Origin of the sequence: Streptomyces sp. SID5910 (assembly GCF_009862125.1) — a bacterium.
GTDB lineage: Bacteria > Actinomycetota > Actinomycetes > Streptomycetales > Streptomycetaceae > Streptomyces.
In genome coordinates, this window is record NZ_WWHX01000602.1 from 1 (window position 1) to 1,397 (window position 1,397).

Here is a 1,397-nt window from a genome sequence, read left to right on the forward strand (position 1 = left end):
GGACACCCCCCGGCGCGGCCCCGACCCACCACCGAACCGAAGGCGCTACCCGCACCCCCACCCGGCAGCCACAGGCCGCCGCAGGCATCCGGCGTCAGAGCCTGGGCGGGTCCGGGCGGCCGGCGATCCAGTTTTGGAGGGTGCGGGTCGGGCCGGACCAGCGGCGGTCGTGGTGGTAGGCCCGTAGCCGCGATCTGGCTCGGGCGCGCGGGCGGCGGGCGTAGAAGCGGCGGGCCCAGAAGGACCCCGGCCGCGCCAGGCGCACCGCGCCGATCAGGGCGATGAGCGGGACGATCACGCCGAAGATCGCCAGCCGCGCCTTGCCCTTGGCCAGCGCCAGGAGGGAGAACAGGAAGTTGCCCCCGACGGTCGCGATGACGTTGGTCCGGTCCTGCAACTCGTCCTGCGACACGTTGTCGACACCGAACGGCGTGAACCCCGCCAGCACCAGACCCACCAGCGCCGCCGTGATCACCACGACCTCCACGCTCTTGCGCCCCGCCTCGCTCCAGTAGACGTCGTCGAGATGCAGGATCAGCGCGAACTCGTCCAGGACCAGCCCCGCCCCGATCCCGAAGACCACCGCCGCGAGGGCCGACCCGAACCCGTGTCGCCCGCCCGCGACCGCCGCGAAGCCGCCGACGACGGTGAGGACCACCCCGGGCACCACGTGGTGGATGTGCACACCGCCCGCCTCGACGTTCCCGAACGGCCCCTTCCCCGCCCGGATCAGCCGGGTCACGACACGGGTGATCACAAACGTCAGCACGAACGCCCCGAGCGCGAGGAGCAGCGGCAGCTTGCCCGGTTCCAGGATGTTCCGCTGCCACCAATCTCCCATATACGAACTTTATCCTCGCTCCCCGGAAGTGCCCCGGTGATCGCCGGGTAGTCTGCGCCGGTGCTCAGGACCCCCTCCCCCCACGGCCTCCGGTTCGCGTTCGGCACGCTCACCGTGCTCCCGGTCCGGGTGACCCGCTGGGACCGGGGGGCGGCCCGCGGCGGCATGCTGTGCGCCCCGCTGGCCGGCCTGGTCGTCGGCGCCGCGGCCGCCGCCACCGGACTCGTGCTGCTGTTCCTCGGCGCCGGCCCCCTGCTCGCCGCGGTCGCCACCGCCGCCGTGCCCGCCGTCCTCACCCGGGGTCTGCATCTGGACGGCCTGGCGGACACCGCGGACGGCCTGGGCAGCGGCAAGCCCGCCGAGGACGCGCTGCGCATCATGAAGCAGTCGGACATCGGACCGTTCGGCGTGCTCACCCTCCTGTTCGTCCTACTGGCCCAGGTGGCCGCGCTGACGCAGGCGTACGACGACTCCTGGGCCCGGGGCGCCCTCGCCGCCGTGGTCTCGGCGACCGCCGCCCGGCTGGCGCTCACCCTGGCCGCCCGGGCGGGTGTCC

General features: G+C 73.9%; 2 protein-coding genes. One reads left to right on the plus strand and one right to left on the minus strand.

Features of this window, described 5'->3' with window-relative positions:
- Positions 1-94: 94 nt before the first annotated feature.
- Positions 95-841, minus strand: a complete 747-nt coding sequence (locus tag GTW67_RS21015; protein ID WP_161166349.1) for a hypothetical protein — start codon at positions 839-841, stop codon at positions 95-97.
- A gap of 60 nt (positions 842-901) precedes the next feature.
- Here GTW67_RS21015 and GTW67_RS21020 point away from each other — a divergent pair.
- A partial coding sequence (locus GTW67_RS21020; RefSeq protein ID WP_161166350.1) for an adenosylcobinamide-GDP ribazoletransferase occupies positions 902-1,397 on the plus strand: 496 nt, incomplete at its 3' end.

Coding starts and splice junctions, on each gene's coding strand:
- GTW67_RS21015 (WP_161166349.1), bottom strand. CDS start 841: ATGGGAGATTGGTGGCAGCGGAACATCCTGGAACCGGGCAAGCTGCCG.